At 33.7% G+C, this 15,785-nt stretch carries 14 protein-coding genes; 7 read left to right on the top strand and 7 right to left on the bottom strand.

Translation table 11 applies throughout. The features are described 5' to 3' along the window. The first annotated feature begins 2 nt into the window (after positions 1–2). From atpF to atpC, 6 genes are read left to right on the top strand one after another with little or no spacing between them, the layout of a single operon-like run. Entirely contained in the window at positions 3–503 is a 501-nt protein-coding gene (gene atpF, locus HZY91_RS00650; protein WP_197113573.1) for a F0F1 ATP synthase subunit B, read from the top strand. After that, positions 490–891 carry a hypothetical protein gene (locus tag HZY91_RS00645; RefSeq protein ID WP_197113564.1) on the top strand — a complete coding sequence of 134 codons (402 nt, stop codon included), beginning with the start codon at positions 490–492 and terminating at the stop codon, positions 889–891. The genes atpF and HZY91_RS00645 overlap by 14 nt, the downstream gene beginning before the upstream one ends. Further along, positions 888–2,423 carry a F0F1 ATP synthase subunit alpha gene (gene atpA / locus HZY91_RS00640; RefSeq protein WP_197113561.1) on the top strand — a complete coding sequence of 512 codons (1,536 nt, stop codon included), beginning with the start codon at positions 888–890 and terminating at the stop codon, positions 2,421–2,423. Before HZY91_RS00645 ends, atpA begins: the two co-directional genes overlap by 4 nt. After that, on the top strand, positions 2,423–3,349 hold the full coding sequence (gene atpG, locus HZY91_RS00635) for an ATP synthase F1 subunit gamma (RefSeq protein ID WP_197113558.1): 927 nt from the start codon (positions 2,423–2,425) through the stop codon (positions 3,347–3,349). The genes atpA and atpG overlap by 1 nt, the downstream gene beginning before the upstream one ends. Positions 3,350–3,351: 2 nt before the next feature. Beyond that, on the top strand, positions 3,352–4,812 hold the full coding sequence (gene atpD, locus HZY91_RS00630) for a F0F1 ATP synthase subunit beta (protein WP_197113555.1): 1,461 nt from the start codon (positions 3,352–3,354) through the stop codon (positions 4,810–4,812). Next, the gene (atpC, locus tag HZY91_RS00625) at positions 4,796–5,233 is read left to right on the top strand and encodes an ATP synthase F1 subunit epsilon (protein WP_197113552.1); all 438 of its coding nucleotides are present in this window, start codon (positions 4,796–4,798) and stop codon (positions 5,231–5,233) included. The genes atpD and atpC overlap by 17 nt, the downstream gene beginning before the upstream one ends. 79 nt (positions 5,234–5,312) lie before the next feature. Here the strand turns inward: atpC and HZY91_RS00620 are convergent, their stop codons facing one another. The 4 genes from HZY91_RS00620 to HZY91_RS00605 all read right to left on the bottom strand — a co-directional run bounded on the left by HZY91_RS00620 (position 5,313) and on the right by HZY91_RS00605 (position 9,694). Beyond that, positions 5,313–6,476, bottom strand: a complete 1,164-nt coding sequence (locus HZY91_RS00620) for a nucleotide sugar dehydrogenase (protein ID WP_197113550.1) — start codon at positions 6,474–6,476, stop codon at positions 5,313–5,315. Positions 6,477–6,578: 102 nt separating this feature from the next. Further along, the gene (locus HZY91_RS00615) at positions 6,579–7,556 is read right to left on the bottom strand and encodes a uroporphyrinogen decarboxylase family protein (protein ID WP_197113534.1); all 978 of its coding nucleotides are present in this window, start codon (positions 7,554–7,556) and stop codon (positions 6,579–6,581) included. A 93-nt stretch (positions 7,557–7,649) separates the two neighbouring features. Beyond that, positions 7,650–8,252, bottom strand: coding sequence for a DUF4230 domain-containing protein (locus HZY91_RS00610; protein ID WP_197113531.1), 603 nt, complete (start codon positions 8,250–8,252; stop codon positions 7,650–7,652). Positions 8,253–8,392: 140 nt separating this feature from the next. Further along, positions 8,393–9,694, bottom strand: coding sequence for a hypothetical protein (locus tag HZY91_RS00605; RefSeq protein ID WP_197113527.1), 1,302 nt, complete (start codon positions 9,692–9,694; stop codon positions 8,393–8,395). Positions 9,695–9,980: 286 nt separating this feature from the next. Here HZY91_RS00605 and HZY91_RS00600 point away from each other — a divergent pair, with 286 nt between their 5' ends. Next, a complete protein-coding gene (locus HZY91_RS00600; RefSeq protein ID WP_197113524.1) occupies positions 9,981–11,834 on the top strand; it encodes a polysaccharide biosynthesis protein in 1,854 nt (617 codons plus the stop codon). Between the two features lie 845 nt (positions 11,835–12,679). On the opposite strand, the gene HZY91_RS00595 is transcribed toward HZY91_RS00600, so the two are convergent. Genes HZY91_RS00595 through HZY91_RS00585 form a run of 3 tightly spaced genes read right to left on the bottom strand, consistent with a single transcriptional unit; the run spans position 12,680 to position 15,779 of the window. Next, positions 12,680–13,264, bottom strand: coding sequence for a hypothetical protein (locus HZY91_RS00595; protein WP_197113521.1), 585 nt, complete (start codon positions 13,262–13,264; stop codon positions 12,680–12,682). Positions 13,265–13,287: 23 nt separating this feature from the next. Then, entirely contained in the window at positions 13,288–14,874 is a 1,587-nt protein-coding gene (locus HZY91_RS00590) for a glycosyl hydrolase family 28-related protein (protein ID WP_197113518.1), read from the bottom strand. Positions 14,875–14,906: 32 nt separating this feature from the next. Beyond that, entirely contained in the window at positions 14,907–15,779 is an 873-nt protein-coding gene (locus tag HZY91_RS00585; protein WP_197113515.1) for an NAD-dependent epimerase/dehydratase family protein, read from the bottom strand. Positions 15,780–15,785: the final 6 nt, after the last annotated feature.

Below are 15,785 nucleotides of genomic sequence, written 5' to 3'. Positions count from 1 at the left end.
CATTGAACATAAACCTAATTCTGGGTGAAGCTCTATTAACTATTATTGCATTCTCTACCCTCCTAATTATCATTTATAAATTTGCTTGGAAACCTTTTAATGAGACTTTAGAAGCTCGACAAACAAAAATAAGCAATGATTGGGATGCAGCAGAAAATGCAAAAAAGGTTAATCAAGAAGCGCAAGCTCAAATTGAAGAAAAATTGAAATTAGCCCATTTAGAAGCTGAACAGATTACACGTCAAGCCCATATTGACGCTACTCACCTTCATGACTCCATGCTAGCAGAAACCCGCCAAGAACAAGCAAGAATGATACATGCGACTGAAGAGGATCTTAAAATTCAGCGCCAACAATTTGCAGTAGATATGCAAGAATCACTCGTTCATATGGCATCTGCTATGGCTGAAAAAATTTTACAACGCGAAATTAAACCAGAAGATCATCAAAATATGATTAAAAGCTTTATTCAAAGAATGGAGGAATTAGATGAACAAATCTAAAATCCCAACCCTATTCGATATTGAATCACAAGCACTCGGAGCTGGTCGCCAGGTTAGTTATGAAGATGATTTATTACTTAAAATATTAGGTATATCACCAGAAAATGATGAAAACGGCGAAGATCCCAGCGAAGAACTTACTGGTGAAAAATTATTTATATCAAGTGCCGTTCCTCTAAACGAATCAGATAAAATCCGAATCGCAAAACAATTTATGCGTATTACCGGCTTATCAATTAAATCACTGATCACAATTGTTGACCCTACTCTTGTTATTGGAGTTCGTCTGATTAGTGAAAGATTTTATTACGAACTTTCTGGTCAAGAAATTCTTCGAAACTTACGTGACCAAATCGAAGTTCCAGAAATTGAAGAGGTGTCCAAATGACCCTAGATAAAAAATTTACACAAGATGTTATTCAACAAATAAAAGACTTTAAAATTGAAGACGCTGTTGAAGAAGTGGGAACTGTTTCTTACGTTGGAGATGGAATTGCTTTTTCTTCTGGCTTAGACAAAGCAATGTATGGCGAAATGGTTGAATTTGATGACGGGACAATCGGAATGGTTCAAAACCTTGAAGAAGATCAAGTTGGAATTATTATTTTTGGATCCTATCATCAAATTCATGAAGGTGATCTTATTCGACGACTGAATCGAACTATGGAAGTACCTGTTGGAACTCAATTATTAGGACGAGTCGTAGATGCGCTTGGCCGCCCCATTGATGATAAAGGACCCATTAATAATGAAAAATTTCGCCCTATTGAAATAGAGGCACCAGGAATTATGGAAAGAGAATCCGTTAATGAACCCTTACAAACTGGAATTAAGGCAATAGATTCCCTCGTTCCCATTGGTCGAGGACAACGTGAACTCATCATTGGCGATCGTAAAACAGGTAAAACAGCTCTTGCAATTGACACTATATTAAATCAGAAAGATCAAGACGTTATTTGTTTCTATGTGGCAATTGGCCAAAAAGAGTCAACAGTTAAAAACATTGTTCAAACTCTACAAAATCATGATGCACTAAAATATTCTGTTGTGATGACGGCTTCTGCTTCCAAACCTGCCCCCCTACTTTTTGTTGCTCCCTATGCAGCAACAGCAATGGCAGAAGAATTTATGTATCAAGGTAAAGATGTTTTGATAATTTATGATGACTTATCTAAACAAGCTGCAGCTTATCGTGAAATGTCACTCTTGTTAAAAAGACCACCTGGCCGAGAAGCCTATCCAGGAGATATTTTCTATCTACATTCTCGTTTACTTGAACGGTCAGCCAAATTATCAAAAGAGCTAGGCGGAGGTTCTATTACCTCACTTCCAATTGTAGAAACTCAGGCTGGAGATATCTCAGCATATATACCAACCAATGTCATTTCTATTACAGATGGGCAAATCTTTCTCCAGAGTGATCTCTTCTTCTCTGGTGTTCGGCCAGCTATCAATGCAGGCTTATCAGTTTCACGTGTAGGTGGAGCAGCCCAGCTGAAAGCTATGAAACAAGTATCAGGGACACTGAGGCTAGATCTCGCCTCTTATCGGGAATTAGAAGCTTTTACTTCTTTCGGATCTGATATTGATGAAATGACAGCCAGACAACTAAGACGAGGACGAAAAATTGTTGAAATACTTAAACAACCCTTGCATCGACCATTAAGAGCAGGAGTTCAAATTATAACTTTCTATGCCCTTGGACATGGTTTCTTTGATGATATTCCACTAAATCTTATTTCAAAATATGAGCAACAATTAACTGAATTTTTATCCATTAACTATTCTCAAATTTTAAAAGATTTAGAATCTAACCGTCCCTTGCCTACTGAATTAGAACTCCATAATATTTTAGATAAGTTTACAACTAATTTTAACCTTACTTATCAGCCAGAGCTAGCTTCAGGAAGTGATCATTAATGGCACTCAATGAAATAAAAAAACATATCTTAACTACTCAAAAAACAGCAAAAATTACAAATGCTATGCAAATGGTCTCTCATAATAAAGTGAATCATATGCTTGATATGGCACAAACATATCAAGTCTATATTGATCATCTACGTCGTACGATCATGCAATTGCATTATACGCTAAAAGTGACTCCACCTAATTTCACACAAGCTGATATTCAACAATTAATTAGAGCGAGAAACGTAAATAAAGTTGGGATTTTCTTAATTAGTATTGATAAGGGACTTGCAGGACCCTATAATGCTAATCTTTTTAATGGATTAGATGAATGGATAAAAGAACAAGGTTATACTCACAATGACTTATGCTTTTATACTTTAGGTAAAAGTGGAAAAAAATACTGTAAAGAACGAGATTACGAAATTGCTCGCTCTTACTATCCTTTATCAGATGAACCTTCTTATGAAGAAGCTCACTATTTCATTCGCCAATTACGTCAAGCCTTTATCTCAGGTGAAATCGATGAATTATATCTAGCATTTCATCATTACGGATCAGGCTCTGCCTATCATTTTGGTGTCGAAAAACTACTACCTATCCTATCTTTGAATAGTAACCTACCGTTAGACGATGGTCTCAAAAATGAAGATCCCATCACAAAAGTTTATCTAATCGAACCAAGTATCGAAGCTGTATTAGAAGGTCTCATTCCACAATATATTGAATCAAATATTTATGGGGCTCTCATTCAAGCAAAAACAGCTGAACATTTTGCACGAATGACCGCAATGAAAATAGCTACTGATAATGCCAATGAAATGATTGCAAACTTACAATTACAATATAATCAAGAACGACAAGTCAAAGTAACCAATGAAATTATAGAAATTGTTGCTGGAGCACAAGCACAACAAAAAGAAAGAAGGAAATAAAGATGCGCATCGGACATATTACACAAGTTATCGGACCGGTGGTAGATGTCTCATTTCCGGTAGAATTCGGAACACCAGAAATTCATCATGCACTAATCGTTACTGATTTAGAAGAAGTAACAAGTGAAACTGATATCAAAACCATTCTAGAGCATCGCAAGGTGGTGTTAGAAGTAGCGATTGATATTGGCCATGATACAGTCCGTACCATTGCGATGGAAGGAACAGAGGGGTTATCAAGAGGTATGGCTGTGATTGATATGCGTGAAGCAATCAAAGTTCCTGTTGGAGATGCCACCCTAGGCAGAGTTTTTAATGTGTTGGGAGATGTGGTAGATAATGGCCCTGATCTATTCCCAGATGTTCCTCGAAATTCAATTCATGCGGATGCACCAGAATATAGTGAACTAACTTCTACTTTTCAAATTTTAGAAACAGGAATTAAAGTAATTGACTTATTAGCCCCTTATCTTAAAGGTGGGAAAGTTGGTCTATTTGGAGGAGCTGGAGTAGGTAAAACAGTACTTATCCAAGAATTAATTCATAATATTACACAAGAACATGGTGGTTTGTCTGTATTCACAGGCGTTGGGGAGCGAACACGTGAAGGAAACGACTTAGTCCAAGAAATGCGGGAATCAGGAGTTTCTAAGAATACAGCCATGGTCTTTGGCCAAATGAATGAACCCCCTGGAGCACGTATGCGTGTTGCCCTATCAGGTCTCACAATGGCCGAATATTTCCGAGACGTGAAGCATCAAGATGTCTTGCTCTTTATTGATAATATTTATCGGTTTACTCAGGCAGGTTCTGAAGTATCTGCTCTTCTAGGTAGAATGCCATCTGCCGTTGGCTATCAACCAACACTGGCATCAGAAATGGGAGCCATGCAAGAAAGGATTACCTCCACAAAAGCAGGCTCTATTACCTCTATTCAAGCTGTCTATGTTCCAGCTGATGATTATACAGATCCTGCTCCTGCTACTACCTTTTCGCATTTGGATGCAACGACTAACCTTGAACGTAAACTAACTGAACAGGGGATTTATCCCGCAGTAGATCCCCTCGCCTCCTCTTCATCAGCCTTATCTGAAGAAATTGTAGGTGAGAGACATTACCGAATTGCTCGAGAAGTGCAACAAGCTCTACAGTCTTATCAAGATCTTAAAGATATCATTGCCATCCTAGGTGTAGATGAATTAAGTGAATCCGAAAAAATTACTGTAAGTCGAGCTCGTCGTATGCAACTATTTTTATCACAAAATTTCCATGTTGCAGAGGCATTTACCGGTATTCCTGGCTCATATGTCACGATTGAACAAACCTTAGATGGATTCGAAGGAATTTTAAACGGTCATTACGATGATTTACCTGAAGAAGCCTTTCGAAATGTTGGAACAATTGAAGATGCAATCACTAAAGCTAAGAATATGGGAGTGGATTTGGATGAAAGAAAGAACTAATCATTTCCAAGTTCAAATTATTTCTCCCAATGGACTGGTCTATATGAAAAACGCCCTCAAATGTCATGTTCAATCAGTTGCAGGTGGGTTAACCATTCTCCCCAATCATATCACCATGATAACGGCTTTAGAAATTTCTCCAGTCATTGTAACACCTCTTAAAAATCAAGATGACTTAGATTATATTGCGATTAATGGCGGTTTATTAGAAGTTCGCGACAACGATCTTACGATTATTGCAAATATGGCGATAAGAGCTCGAGACATTGATGATGCGAATGCACAAATGGAGAAAAGTTTAGCTGAAAATGCGATGAAACAAGCTTTGATCAATAAAGATATTAAAGCTTACCACATGGCTGAGATTGACTTAAAAAAAGCTCTTAATCAACTAGATGTTTTCAAACATCGTCATGATTAAAAAATAATAAAATGATCCCCCAAAAATTAGATTCATATCTAATTTTTGGGGGACTTTATTAATAACGTTTACGTAGAGCTTAATTATTATGAAAGATATCACGAGAATAAACCTTATCTTGAACCTGTTCTAATTCTTTTGAATAGCGATTTGCCAGAATTATATCAACTGAATTTATAAACTGATCAAAATTATTCATCACTTTCTCACCATCAAAAGTAGCCTCTTTTAAAGTAGGTTCATATATCAAAATCTCTTTACCTTCCGCTCTAATTTGTTTCATGATATCAATAATAGCTGATTGTCGATAATTATCAGAATTAGATTTCATGGTGAGGCGATATATTCCAACCGTTTTAGGTTGAGCTTTTAGTATTTGATCTGTTATATGTTCTTTTCGCGTTGCATTAGAATCTACAATCGCTTGAATTAAATTATTAGGAACATCTTTATAATTCGCTAATAGTTGTTTAGTATCTTTAGGAAGACAATAGCCTCCATAACCAAAGGAAGGATTATTATAATGACTGCCAATTCTTGGATCTAGTCCAACTCCCTCAATAATGTACTGAGCATTCAGACCTCTTACTTCAGCGTAAGTATCTAATTCGTTAAAATAAGAAATTCTAAGCGCTAAATATGTATTCGAGAACAGTTTAACAGCTTCAGCTTCTGTAGAAGGCATTAAAAGAATCGGAATTTGCTCATCCAAAGCGCCTTGAGCAAATAATTGTGCAATTTGCTCAGACTTGTAAGATTCTTCCCCCACTATAATTCGAGAAGGATGTAAATTATCGAATAACGCTTGCCCTTCTCTTAAGAATTCTGGAGAAAATATAATGTCCATTTTATACCGCTTACGAACCTCGCTGGTATATCCAACTGGAATGGTGGATTTAATGACAACTGTCGCATCGGGGGCGTATTTCGCAACCATTTCAAAAGCCGCTTCTACTGCACTCGTATCAAAATGATTGGTTTCATCATCATAATTAGTAGGAGTCGCTATAATGACCAGCTCAGCCCCTGAATAAGCAACTCGAGGTTCATTTGTCGCTTTTAGAGTAAGCGATTGATTGGCCAAGTATTCTGATATTTCTTTATCCACAATTGGAGACTTTCCCTTATTGATCAGTTCTACCCTCTCTGGAAGAATTTCCATCGCTGTCACATCATTATGTTGTGCTAATAGAATCGCATTTGATAATCCAACATAGCCCATACCCGCAACTGTAATTTTCATCCCATAACCTACCTTACAATTATTTATCTATTTCTTCTATTATACACTAATCAATTGATCAAAACATCACAAAACAAGATCATAAATCAACATTCGACTCATCTAACGATTTCCTAATTCACTTGCTGCTTCTATATATGCTTGTACATTTTCAACTGGTGTATCATATGGAACTCCACATCCTGAACGAATTATAAATCCTTTCGGACAATCATGTCCTTTTTTATAAGCCAAATCTACTTCGTTATAAACCATATCAGGGCTTCCTTGCATCAATACCTGAGTTGGGTTGATATTGCCCATCAGACCTATTTTATCACCAATAAGTTCTTTAGCCATTGCAATATCCACTACTTGATCTAATGAAAAGTAATCTGCACCCGTTTCAGCAATCTTTGGTAAAATTTTAGTGGTGTTGCCACATATGTGTAAAGAGACTTCTTCAGAGTAATGATGAAAATCAGCAATCACTTCTTTTAAATAAGGATGAGCAAATTCACTATACTGCTTAGGACTAATTAGTGATCCTGATGCTACAGGGTCAAAAATACAAAAATTTAGTTCTAGTTCTTTAAAATTTTCAGCCATTGATTTCAAAAAATCTGTCGTAAAGCGAAGTAATTGGTGTATAATCTCCTTCTCCTTACGTAATCCTCGAAGTAGTAATTCATGCCCCATTAATCCACCTGCAAGCGTAATAGGGCCAGAAACACCGTAAGTAATTGTGATTTCTTGCCCTATAGCTGCTTGAATTCTTTCAATTGCTTCATAATTAATCTTTTGTCGTCGATCTTTTTCAAAACTATAGTTAAAAGGGTCCAGTTTCGACACGTCAGAAAAATCATGGATCAAGGAAGAAGTATATTTTGGCATTCCAGTATACATCACTTGTACTTCATCCACACCGAATGTTGAATACATGTTGATTTCTCTTTTAGCTAAATTTTCTGCCTGAAAAGTAGACTCATGAACCGTCATTCCTAAGACTTTAGCTGCAAAATCAGGATGAAATAGAGTGATGGGTTGTCGGTCAACATCTTTACCTTGTCGAATCGCTTTTTTACGTTCTTTCGGAGTCATTAGTGATTACCTCAATCTATAAATTATAAATAAAGATTTCTTATAATATTATATCGCATTTAATTTGCTATGCAAGGAACCTAAAAAAGAAGCTTAAACCATTTCAATCTCGTAATCACCCATTTCATCTACAATTGAATGCAATAAATTTTTAAGATTATTCTCAGAATAACTTTGAGCTTGTTCTATCAAACCATTTTCAAGTGCTTCTTTTTCCATTTTATCAGATAAATTCACTTGAAGATCCGTAACATCCTCCACTTTCAGAGGATTAAAAACAGAAGTCTCTTCATTGAAAACTTCAATAGAATTTTCATCCACATCATGCGCGAGTATTTTTGCTTCAGGTAGGCTTACTTTTAAGGTCTCATTTTCAATCGATAAATCCACTTGACTCAAGTCAATCCCTGCATTAATGACCCCATTATAAGACAACATAAATTCAGATTTCGTTAAAGGAATCTTCCATTCTTTAACTGCTTTTTGATTTTCAAACATCCCCATATTGGTATAATAATATTTCATAGTGATCAACTCTTGAGATTCCTCTAATCGATCTTTCACTAATTCAGCATCTTCTTGTGTTAATTCATTATTCAAATCACTTGCAAAATGGCCTAAACTATAAAATCCTGCCCATAGAGCAAAACACAAAATTACCATTGTGACCGCTAAATACTTTAAAAATTTTTTCAAAATTATCACCTCTTTTACTTATTAATTAATGATACCTTATTTATAGAAAAAGACCTCCTACTTGAGAAGGACTTTTCAAAAAATAAATTCACCGCATTTAATTAAAAATACGGTGGATTTATTTTTATATTTTATATTTATTAGTTAACTCGCTTATTTTCCAATGAACGATCATACTTCACACGATGAATGTTATCATGATCATAATCATCATCTGGAACTGTTGTTTTTGATCCTAAATGTCCTGCTAATGAAGTTAAGAACAAGGCTGCTAGTAACCCTAGGAACAAGTATAGAGAGTATTTAGCTCCTTTATTTGTCACATCTTCTGCCACCTCTGGGGCTTCCTCAGCAACATTTTGTGCATCTTCAGAAAGTTTGTCCAATTCAGTTTGAGCCTGAGCTAATTTTTCCTCTGCTTCTTGACTCGCATTTCCATAGGCTTCCTCAATGTTTTGAACCGCTTGTTCCGCTTCTTGATCTGATAAGTCTGAATTTTTAGATACTGCTTCTACTAACTGATCATGGTCTAATTCTTTTCCAATTTCATCCACTCGTGCTTGGATACTCTGTTTAAGATCATCAAAAGCATTTTTTGGATCTTCTTGATCTACTACGATCGCTTTACCAGTCTCAGTGATATCATTAACAGAATCATCAATTTGATCTTGTAGATAATTTGGTTGTAATTGAGGAATATCAGTATCTTTCAACACTTCTTCTACTGTTCCATCTAATTCAGAAGTATCCACATTCATTTCTTCAGTGACTGTATTAAAGGCTTGTTCTGTAAGATTTGCAGTCCCTCGACCTACAGTTTGGGCTGCATCACCTACTGCCTGTCCCGTCATACCAAGAAAATTCCCCATCGCATTAAAAGTGCCAATAACCGCATTCGTTAATAAGAAGAATAAAGTAATTACACTAAGAGCCCAAGTAAGGAAACCATGAACAAATCCAGCTCGATTTGCGGTAATTCCTGCTACATAACCAGCTAATCCAAGCGAAATAATTAAAGAAACAACCAGCCAAATAATTAAGCCTGTTCCAACACCCTCCATTGGTTGAGAACTAGTAAGAGTTGGTACACCTAAACCAATTGCCGTTCCGATAAGAGAGAACATTAAACTTGAAGCTAAAAAAGTTATTAAACCGGCTAATACAGCACGCCATGATAAATTATAACCTGCTCGCGCATTTACTACATTATAATCACTATTAACAACATCATAATCGGTACTTGAATACTCACGATGTCTGCGGTCGCTCTCTACATATTCTGTAGAATGATCCGGATGTTTGATATTTACATCCTTATTTTCGATTCGATCATCATAATCATGAACGTAAACTGTTTCATCCTTAGCCTCTTTTATATCTATGTTATCATCCGACGTTACTTTTATATCTTTATAATCATTGTCTTTATCAACCTTTACCATTCCAATCTCTCCTTTGTAATTATATTTTTAACAAGTCTTTGATAATAACTATCCATTTTATAGGACAACTTTATTATATAGACTCTTTAAAAATCTTACAAATGAAATGCACTGACAAAATAGTACATAAAATATTAAGAAAATTTTCTCTCATTATTTTATTTAGCCTCTATATACAGTCAATATTATAATTAAATAAAATTTTAATTAATCTCAAATATTTCATAGGACAGTAAGAAAATTATGTTATAATTAATTAAGAATATATAATTTAGAAGGTGACGGAATGAAAAGCAATTTCACTAATTCAACGATACTTGATTTTGTAAATCAGCGATCATTAATCACAAAAAATATTATTTGGTTTATTTTTGATCTGATTATTTTAACTGTATCAATTGGAATTGGAAAAATAATTTTTGATGATTTAATATTTTTACCCCTTAAATATTTACTCATCTATGTTGGACTTACCTATCTTATTTATTTACTAGGTATGCATTTATTATCACTTAATAAAACAATCAATCGATATATCAGTCTTCTAGAGATAGGTTTGACTGGTTTAATTATTTTATCAAGTAATGTTTTTAGTAGCTTTATCGCAACCATGATTACTGGCAATTATTCTAAACGTTTTACTTTTATTGTCACTCTCCTCTCAACATTAGGTGTCATAGGAATTAGATTATTTTGGAAATTGATGTACAATACTATAACAGCACCTTCTTCCGAACAAAGTAATGAGAAAGCACTTCTGTACGGTGCTGGAGATGGATGCTCGCTTTATTTACAATTCTCAAATAGAACCAGTCAACACCATAATTTTATTGGGATAATTGATGATAACCCCACAAAAATTGGGACCAAAATTAAAGGAATCCCTGTACTAGGCAGTCTTGAACAATTAGAACATATAAAAAAAGAAAAAGACATTGATAAAATGATTGTAGCTATCCCTTCACTTTCATCAGAAAAATACGAAGAAGTCCTAGATATTTGCAACTCGCTTGATATTAATGTATTCAAAATGCCATCAGTAGAAAACATTATTACTGGAAATTATAAGCAACCTAATGTCCAACAAGTACAAATTTCTGATCTTTTAGGTCGAAAAGAAATAGAATTAGATACTAGTGTATTAAGAAATGAAATTGAAGGCAAAGTTATTCTTATTACTGGTGCTGGTGGTTCAATTGGTTCTGAGATAGTTCGTCAAATTTCAAAACATAGTCCTAGAAAAGTTATTTTACTCGGGCATGGTGAAAACTCTATCTATTTAATTTATCACGAAATCATTGAAAAATATACTGGAACTAACTATGTTCCAGTGATTGCAGATGTACAAGATTATGATACTATCTATAAAATATTTAAACGTGAAAAGCCTGATATTATTTACCATGCAGCCGCACATAAACACGTCCCACTTATGGAAGCCAACCCGTTTGAAGCAATAAAAAATAATGTCTATGGAAGCTACAATGTGGCCAAAGCAGTTGATCAAGCAGGAGTTTCAAAAATGGTCATGATATCTACTGACAAAGCTGTCCGTCCAACCAATATAATGGGGGCGACCAAACGTATGGCAGAATTAATTGTAACTGGAATGAATAAGAATTCAAATTCAATATATTGTGCTGTAAGATTTGGAAATGTTTTAGGAAGTCGAGGCTCAGTCATTCCCGCCTTTAAAAAACAAATTGAAGAAGGTGGGCCAGTAAAAGTTACAGACTACGAAATGACCCGATATTTCATGACAATACCAGAAGCAAGTCGTCTTGTCATTTATGCTGGTGCTTTTGCAAGTAACGGTGAAGTTTTCATTCTAGATATGGGTGAACCAGTTAAAATATTAGACCTCGCCCGAAAAATGATTTTACTTAGTGGTTATAATATCGATGAAATTGGGATTATTGAAAGTGGCATTCGTCCCGGAGAAAAACTATATGAAGAATTATTAACAGATTCAGAATTTATTGATAGAAAGATAAATGACAAAATAATGATTGGTAAAGTATCTGAAAAGCCTATTGATGAAACACTTGAACTCGCTAATAAGCTATTACATTCTAAATATACAGAACGTGAAATTAAAGAAATAGCTATAGACTATGCGATTCAAAGTTCATATAATTAGGAAAAATAATACTTAAAAATTTCTCAAAACTCACTTTTTTTTATTCATCTGAATAAAAAATTAGCTTTATTAAACAAATTACTCCCAAACTCTTTCGTAATAATTATTGTATATTTAAACGTTGTTTTTAATTCCTTATACCTAAAAAATGAAAAGCCATAATAAATTAATTATACCAACATCAAAAACACAGTCCATACTTTATTTTAAGTAATAACCATAGATCATCTATTAAGTTCATCCTTAAGCAGAGTAAAAAAATTCTTTATACCAATTCTGTTGCTCATTGACATAGACGAATTATTTTCCACTTATATAGAACCATCTGTCCATTAAAATCTAATTAATAACTTATCTGTCGTATTTTTTCTAAAAGCTAAAACTACTTACTCTACTCTTCTAACCTTCCCCACAAAATCAATATTAACCAAAGATAAGTCTTTTACATAATTGACTTGATATTAATTTTATTAATGATAATCATTAATTTACAATCGCACTTATTTTTATAACAATTGCCAAAATTTAGTATTCCTCAAAGATGCCAAGCATTTTTACAAACACCTTATCTGCATTCCGTGATCAAGTTATTCGTTCTATCTTTTTTAATCTAGCGTCAAACCAATAAAACCTGTAAGATGAATATAGAAAAATATCATTTCATACGACTTACATCTGAGAATATTTTTCCTTCCTTTAGCAAAATATCAACAAAATAGCTAATTTGACAAGTATAATTCAATTGTTATAACACATTTTTCAAGAAAATATTTACACATAAAAATACTGACTTCCAAAGGCCGGCTTTTGGAAGTCAGTTCAATTCTCAGTTATTTACTTTTTATCTACTCTACTTCCTCAACAATATACAAATCAGATAATTCAATAGCAACTTCATCAAACTCACTGCGATTCGGTTGAATAATTAAACGAGATTTTTCTGACTTATCTTTAGGCGTTGTAAAGAAAACTTCGACAACATTTTTTCCTTCTTTATCTGAGTATGCAGAATCTTCATCAGCAAACTCTCCTCTTTTCTCTCCATTTAAAACAACATAGTTATCAGCCCAAATTCCATCAGTGTGGGCACCAAAACTAAGCAGTTTGCCATCTATAACTTCATAAGTAAAACCTAAAATATAACTAGTTTCAGTTTCTAATCCTTCTGCTTCAATTAATAAACCACCATTTTCATTATCGATAGAGAGTATTAAATTACCATCTCTACTAACTAAACTAGCAGGACCATTAGCTTCAATAGAATCAAGATCAAGAATATTATCTCTCGATTTTGCTCGACTACTAGTCTCATCCATCACTTGATCAGAAGAGTTAGCTTCTGAGTTACTCTCTTCCGCATTAATATCTAAGACATTTGTAAATGTTGTTATTAATATCAATGTAAATACTACTGATATAAATTTTTTCATTTTATTCCTCCATAATTCAAAGTTTAATTAGAAATTTCGGCATGACCCATAGGTTCTTTCAGTTCCGGAGCTTCACGACCACTTGGGACATACCACTTAGGATCGAGAGTTCCTTTTGTAACATCATCTGTTCCTTTTGTAACTTTTGTTTTACCTTTAAATTTAACAGATTGAACATTTGGTTCACTAAATGGGCCTTTTAATAAACTTTCTGCTGTTTCAGTACTATTATTATCCAAATTAATTATAGAATTAATAAATTCACCTGAGGCATTAGTTACTAATTTAGAAGGTACGTTCATAAAAGAAGTTCCAACATACTTAGCTTTTACAGAATCTCCATAGCTCGTAGCTACTGGTGCACTCTTCCCGTCTATTGTAAGATACTCGATCTTCGAATTATACATTGAGAATTTATTATTTCCAGAAATATTATCATCACGCTCCTTTTCAGTATAATACAAGCCATGAACAACATCATTTCGGCCCCAAGGGGTCATTTTCATATTAATTCTATTAGATCGTTCTCTAAACTCTCCATTAACCCCTGCCATAATAAAATAATCTTTAGCAGTAGTTTCAATATTATCAGCATTCCAATATACATTACCAGCCATACTTTCGACATGAAAGGTCGTTTCATAATTATTAAAAGTTGAATTAGTAATATTCACCGTTGTGTTTTTATCTAAAATCCACTGATCTCTATTCTGTGATTGAATACTTCCATTCTCTAAGACAACTCCAATCCAAGCTGTATAACTTGGATCCTTTTCTGATAACATACCATTAGAGTGGACTTTATCAATATTTATCTCAGCATCTCCTTCGTGCCCTCCAAAATATAATGCCATGCCAAAACTATCTGTAATGTCATCTCCTCCGACATTATCAAAAGTCAAATTAGATATGTTTACATTTTTATAATGTTCAATCAGTAAACCATAACCACCATACATGTTTTTAAATTCAGTATTCGTTACCACAATTTCCTCAGCACCACTAATCAAAATTCCTCTTTGTAAAGGTAGCTCATAAACCTCACTTTGTTTTTCAAGAGTAAAAAACAAGTCTTGAGGATTTAACGATCCATCTATCGTTATCCCCTCTATCTTAACCCCAACATTATCTTTTGCCAAGTACAATTTTAAAAAATAATTTTCTGGAGGATTAATCATCGGATTTTTGGGTTTAAAAACTGCTCCATCTCCTTGAACATATAATCCTTTTATATCTGTAGCTTCTACATTAACAGCACCAGTACTCAAATATTCTCCTTTTGGTATTGTTAGTTTTAAAGGTTCCTTTTTGGCTTCTTTCAGTGCTGCAGTTAAAGCTGCTGAATCATCTTTACTATCATTGGGTTTGGCTCCAAAATCTTTCACTAAATCTTTAGTTTTAATCCCCTCTAAATCTTTAATGTCAGTAGTCAAAACCGCACTTTCTCTGGGTTCAATATACTTATCAGCATTTACCGTTTGACTGAAAATTAAATATATTAATCCAACTAATACTAAAGAATAGACAAAATATTTCAACTGTCTTTTTTTAAATTTACTATTACTAAACTTGTCCTGACTTTTAAGAAGATTTTGTTGTTTTTGTTTCAATTATTCACCTAATTTCTCAATACCTGAGTATATTATATCAGTTCGTCATCCTTAATATAACTAAAACCATCAAAAACATCTTTTATTTGATAAATATTATCATAGTGAGTACTAATAGCGGACGAATAGCTAATTCCACCAAACAATTTAATAACCAGAGAATTGTTCTGAAATAATTTAATAATAAAATTAAACAATCTAGTAAAAATAATTTTTTTATTACGATATCCAGCAATTATTTTCAACAATTCTACCGTACTAATTTGAGTTTTATCCTGCGGATGAAAATACAGCTCTGTTGGTTGAATCACTAATAATTCAATAAATTTCGTAAGGTTATCAATATGAAGAAAGCTTTGCTTGCTTTCTTTATAAATTTCAGGAAAAATTTTTATCCTATCAGCAATTCTAACGAATGTTGAAATATAATTTCCAGGACAATTGGGGCCATAAATACTTGGTGGCCTCACAATTGATACTTTAAATTTTTGATCATTTAATTCTTCCAATTTTTTTTCAGCTTCTCGCTTACTTTTACCATAATACGAGTTAACTCGCTTATTAATATTAGTCAATACATTTCCTGCTGGCAGTTTTTTGTCTTCTCCAAAAACAGCCATTGAACTGAAAAAGATAAAATGGTCTACTTTATATTTTTTTGCTTCTGTCGCTATATTCACAGGTAATTCTACATTCACTGAATAATAACTTTCCCATGGTAAGTCTTCTTTTGAATGAACAATTGCAGCCACATGAATAATAGTATCAAAACGTTCGAATTCTATATTATCAATCGGCTCATTTTTAATATCAAAAACTTCAACAAAAAAATTTTGTTTTTCTAAGTAAGTTTTAATATTTTCACCAATAAATGATCCTTTACCTGTAATCAATATATTTTTCATCTAAAT

It is taken from the genome of Facklamia lactis (assembly GCF_015863205.1).
Classification (GTDB): Bacteria; Bacillota; Bacilli; order Lactobacillales; family Aerococcaceae; genus Facklamia; species Facklamia lactis.
Note: the sequence above shows the minus strand (reverse complement) of the source record. Positions and strands in the feature narration are given on the sequence as shown.